The 4418-nt window shown below is 72.7% G+C and carries 5 protein-coding genes; all 5 read right to left on the bottom strand.

Features of this window, described 5'->3' with window-relative positions:
- Window positions 1–150 precede the first annotated feature (150 nt).
- Window positions 151–1221: a ferrochelatase gene (locus ACTHMS_RS18450; protein ID WP_440308124.1), complete on the bottom strand. Its 1071-nt coding sequence runs from the start codon at window positions 1219–1221 to the stop codon at window positions 151–153.
- Window positions 1222–1235: 14 nt separating this feature from the next.
- Entirely contained in the window at window positions 1236–2003 is a 768-nt protein-coding gene (gene fabI, locus ACTHMS_RS18445; protein WP_440308123.1) for an enoyl-ACP reductase FabI, read from the bottom strand.
- A 4-nt stretch (window positions 2004–2007) separates the two neighbouring features.
- Complete coding sequence (gene fabG, locus ACTHMS_RS18440; RefSeq protein WP_440308122.1) at window positions 2008–2736, bottom strand: 3-oxoacyl-ACP reductase FabG; 729 nt, start codon at window positions 2734–2736, stop codon at window positions 2008–2010.
- A 69-nt stretch (window positions 2737–2805) separates the two neighbouring features.
- A complete protein-coding gene (locus tag ACTHMS_RS18435) occupies window positions 2806–3795 on the bottom strand; it encodes a hypothetical protein (protein WP_440308121.1) in 990 nt (329 codons plus the stop codon).
- Window positions 3792–4418 (bottom strand): cytochrome b N-terminal domain-containing protein (locus ACTHMS_RS18430; RefSeq protein WP_440308120.1); only part of this gene is annotated, 627 nt, incomplete at its 5' end. The genes ACTHMS_RS18430 and ACTHMS_RS18435, both read right to left, overlap by 4 nt.

The raw sequence follows: 4418 nt of genomic DNA, 5'->3' as shown, positions 1-4418 counted from the left end.
GGCTACTGGTACCTCTGGGCCGCGGTCGTGCTGCTCGTCGCCCTCGCCGTGCGACAGCTGCCCGACCCCAGCGAGCACGAACCCCCCGGTGTGACCCGTTCCGGGGCCTGACAACGAGCCACACCAGGGGGGTTCCGCGCGCAGGATGGGTCAGGCCGGCGCCGCCGCGGGCCGCGCGCCCGCGGCCTGGGCCGGGCGCTGCGGCGCCGGGCAGCAGCCGTCCGGGCAGTCGACGCCGCACAGCCCGAGCCGGCCGTCGAAGCGGGGCTCGGTGCCGTGCAGGCGCTCCTCGACGAGCTCGCGGATCGCCGTCACGAAGCCGGGGTGCGTGCCGGCGGTCCGGGCGCGCACGAACGCGATCCCCCGTTCGTCCGCGGCCTCCTTGGCCTCGTTGTCGAGATCCCACCGCACCTCGATGTGGTCGCTGACAAAGCCGGTGGGCGCGACCATCACCGCGCGCACGCCGGCGTCGGCGAGGGCGTTGATGTGGTCGACGATGTCCGGCTCGAGCCACGGCACCTGCGGCGGCCCCGAGCGCGACTGCCAGACGAGGTCGAACTCGGCGCCCGGCCCGCGCACGGCCTCGCTCACCAGCCGCGCGGTCTCGCGCTGCTGCTGCTCGTAGAGGCCGTTGCGCAGCGGGCCGGAGTCGTCGTTCATGCGGGTCGGGATCGAATGCGCCGTGTAGACCAGCCGCGCCTCGTCGCGCACCTCGTCCGGCAGCTCGGCCAGCGCGGCACGCACGCCGGCGGCGTGCGCCTCGACGTAGCCGGGGTGGTCGAAGTAGTGCCGCACCTTCACCAGTTCGGGTGCACCGTCACCGACGGCCACCCGCGCCTTCGCGAGGTCCTCGCGGTACTGCCGGCAGCCCGAGTACGACGTCGTCGCGCTGGTCGCGAAGACCAGCGCGCGGCGCACGCCGTCGTCCTGCATCCGCTGCACGGCGTCGGCGACGTAGGGCGTCCAGTTGCGGTTGCCCCAGTAGATCGGCAGGTCGATGCCGTGCTCGGCGAACTCCTGCTCGAGCGCGGCGATCAACGCCCGGTTCTGGTCGTTGATCGGCGAGACGCCGCCGAAGTGCTGGTAGTGCGCGGCCACCTCGAGCAGCCGCTCGTCCGGGATGCCTCGCCCCCGCGTCACGTTGCGCAGGAAGGGCATCACGTCGTCGGGACCCTCGGGGCCGCCGAAGCTCAGGAAGAGCAGCGCGTCGTACTGGCTCATGCGTTCTCCGTCAGTCACACACCCATGGCATGGAAACCGCCGTCGACGTGGATCAGCTCACCGGTGGTGGCCGGGAACCAGTCGGACAGCAATGCCAGTGTGCTCCGCGCGACCGGCTCGCTGTCCTCGTTGTCCCAGCCGAGTGGCGCACGACCGTTCCAGGCGTCCTCGAACTGCGAGAAACCGGGGATGCTCTTGGCCGCCATCGTCCGGATCGGGCCGGCCGCGACGAGGTTGACGCGAATCTTCTTCGGTCCGAGTTCGCGCGCCAGGTAGCGCGACGCCGACTCGAGCCCGGCCTTCGCCACCCCCATCCAGTCGTAGGCGGGCCACGCCACGCGGGCGTCGAAGTCGAGGCCGACGATCGACCCGCCGGCCTCGCCGAACAGCGGCAGCGTCGCGACGGCGAGCGCCTTGAGCGAGTAGGCCGAGACGTGGACGGCGGTGGCGACGTCCGTCCAGGGCGCGTCGAGGAAGCCGCCGCCGAGGCACGACGCCGGCGCAAAGCCGATCGCGTGCAGCACGCCGTCGACCCCGTCGACGTGCTCACGCACCCGGTCGGCCAACGTGTCCAGGTGCTCCTGATTCTGCACGTCGAGCTCGACCACCGGCGGCGGCTGGGGCAGCTTGCGGGCGACCCGCTCGACCAGCGACATACGCCCGAAGCCGGTGAGCACGACGGTGGCGCCCTCCTGCTGCGCCATGCGCGCCACGGTGAAGGCGATGGACGCGTCGGTGATGACGCCGGTGATGAGCAGTCGCTTGCCGTCCAGCAGTCCCATGTCGTCAGATCCCCATCCCGAGGCCGCCGTCGACCGGCAGCACGACCCCGTTGACATAGCCCGCGCCGGGCGACGCGAGGTAGAGCGCGGCGGCGGCGACCTCGTCGGCCGAGCCGTACCGGCCGAGCGGCACGCCCGCCAGGACTTCCTTCTTCCGCTCGTCGCTGAGCTCGGCGGTCATGTCGGTCTCGATGAACCCCGGCGCGATGACGTTCGCGGTGATCGAGCGGCTACCGAGCTCGCGGGCGATCGACCGGGCCAGCCCGATGAGCCCGGCCTTGCTGGCCGCGTAGTTCGCCTGCCCCGGCGAGCCGACGAGCGCCACGACCGACGACACGAAGATGAGCCGGCCCTTCCGCGCCCGCAGCATCCCCTTCGCCGCCCGCTGGGCGACGCGGTAGGCGCCGGTGAGGTTCGTGTCGAGCACGCGCGTGAACGACTCCTCGCTCATGCGCAGCAGCAGGGTGTCATCGGTGATGCCGGCGTTGGCGACGAGCACCTCGACCGGGCCGAACTCCGCCTCCACAGCTGTGAAGGCGGCCTCGACGTCGTCGCCGGACGAGATGTCGCAGCGCACGCCGAACAGCCCCTCGGGCGGCCCGCTGGAACGGTGGGTCACGGCGACGTTGTCGCCGTTGGCCGCGAACGCGCGCGCGACGGCGAGCCCGATGCCGCGGTTGCCGCCGGTGACGAGGACGGTGCGCGGTGCCGCGCCGGTGCTCTGGTCAGCCACGCCCGCGACGCTAGCCGATCGGTGTGACGGCCCCGCCGTGCCGAGGTTGACCCGTGGGTAACGCCGCGCTCACCGGCGCGGCCGCTGCCCCTCGACCGTGCGGTAGTACGAGCGCCAGATCAGCCGGTGCACCGGGATCCAGCGCGGCACCGAGCGCAGGCCGGGGATGAACGGCACGAGGACGAGCAGCAGGCTGAGCAGCATCATCAGGCCCCACACGAGCGCGTCGGCGTTGCCGGAGCTCTTGAACGGCTCGACCTGGTACCAGAACGTATACAGCCACATCCACGGCTGACCGGGGTAGTTGCCCGTCTCGTTCATCATCCCCCACTGGTCGCCGCCGAGGTTCCGGGCACGGGCCTGGTCCTCGAGGTAGGCGCCGTCGGCGAGCAGCAGCAGCCCCCGCGTCTGGTCGGCGCCGTAGAACGCGCCGGACGAGTCGAGCGCGCCGTCGAGACCGCCGCTGCGGGCCAGCTGCAGCAGCCCGGACGCCAGTCGCGGCACCGGCCCGTAGTCACCGGCGGCGACACGGTCAGGGGCACCGTCCGGCGCCTTGGCGAGCGCGTCGGCGTACTGCGTCGCCCACGTGTTCTGGCGGTCGGGCGACGCCGCCCGCCAGGCCTTGACCGCCGCCTGGACCGCCGGATCGGCGGATCGGGCGGCCAACGGCACGACGACGAGCTGCTCGGCCGGGTCGACCGGGATGCGCACGCCGCCCCACTTCGCCAGCGGCAGCGGCCCCAGCTTCGGGCCGTCGGACGCGTGGTTGTACGGCGGCCCGTAGCCGGCGCTCGTCGAGGTGCCGGCGAGCTCCGCCGTCGCCGTCGCGACGACGTCGTTCGGCGCCACGCGCGCCCAGTCGCGCAGCGTGATGGCCTTCTCGTCGGGCGACGAGAACACCGCCGCCAGCGCCGCGGTCAGCGCCGCGACGACGACGAGCGCGATCACGAACTCGCGTACCAGGTCGTACGGGCGCGTCGGGAAGTCGTGGGCGTCCGGCGTGCGGCCGCGTGAGCGCGGCGGCGTCGCCGCCGGTGCGCGGGTCGCGGTCGCGCTCATCGGGCCGCCCCCTCGGCGTCGGCTACCGGCGGCCTCGGGTCGACGGCGTCGATCGGGGGCACGACCCCGTGACGGCGCACGAGCACCACGTGCCCGACCACGATGACGCCCACGACGAACGGCAGCAGCACGACGTGCCAGAGCAGCATCTGGCCGCTGTCGAGGACGTTGAAGAAGGCCCCGACGCCGACCGAGTTGAGTCCGTCCTTGGCCTGCGTCGAGATCCACTGCGAGTCGAAGTTCGACTGCGACAGGTAGCCGGTGAACGCCGTGCCGATCGAGCCGAGGAACGCGACGACGCCGGTGATCCAGGTCAGCGCGCGGCCGCCGCGCCAGGCCGCCATCCAGAACTTGCCCCAGAGATGCACGACCATGAACGCGAAGAAGAGTTCGACGCTCCACAGGTGCAGCGAGTTGACGTAGTGGCCGACCGCCGAGCGGTGCCACCACGCGACGCCTCCCATCGCGAGCACCGCGCCGCTGGCCAGCACGACGAGCAGGGCCGCGATCGTCAGCACGCCGAAGACGTAGATCCACGAGGCGACGTACGCCGGCTGGCGGTCGGGGAGGACCTGGCCGGGTGGCACGGTCCGGCTCACGCGGTCGCGCAGCCACACGGTCCA

Source organism: Jatrophihabitans sp. (assembly GCF_051960575.1).
Lineage (GTDB): Bacteria > Actinomycetota > Actinomycetes > Mycobacteriales > Jatrophihabitantaceae > JBQCEE01.
Note: the sequence above shows the minus strand (reverse complement) of the source record. Positions and strands in the feature narration are given on the sequence as shown.